This is a genomic window from Rhodococcus sp. IEGM 1351 (assembly GCF_030056875.1).
Lineage (GTDB): Bacteria > Actinomycetota > Actinomycetes > Mycobacteriales > Mycobacteriaceae > Rhodococcus_F > Rhodococcus_F opacus.
The window spans coordinates 1-215 of record NZ_JASHKU010000191.1; the positions used below are offsets into that span (position 1 = coordinate 1).

A 215-nucleotide genomic window follows, 5' to 3' on the forward strand; every position below is an offset into this window, starting at 1 on the left:
GACCACGCACGACCGCGACGGGGACCCCGCCGAGTTTCCCCTTCACCAGGGCGCCCGCCGCGGCGATCTCGTCGGCGACCGCCACCTCCGTCACCACCAGGTCGTTGCCCTGACTGTCGCGGGACCCGGCGTACCCGTGCAACACCTGTAGCCCGGCCGCGCCGATCGCGGCGTCGATCGGGCCGTTGCGCCACGCCCGGCCCATGGTGTCGGTG

General features: G+C 74.4%; 1 protein-coding gene. It reads right to left on the reverse strand.

Features of this window, described 5'->3' with window-relative positions; genetic code table 11:
* The coding region (locus QM806_RS41240) for a coenzyme F420-0:L-glutamate ligase (RefSeq protein WP_283295090.1) at positions 1–215 on the reverse strand (215 nt) is incomplete at both ends.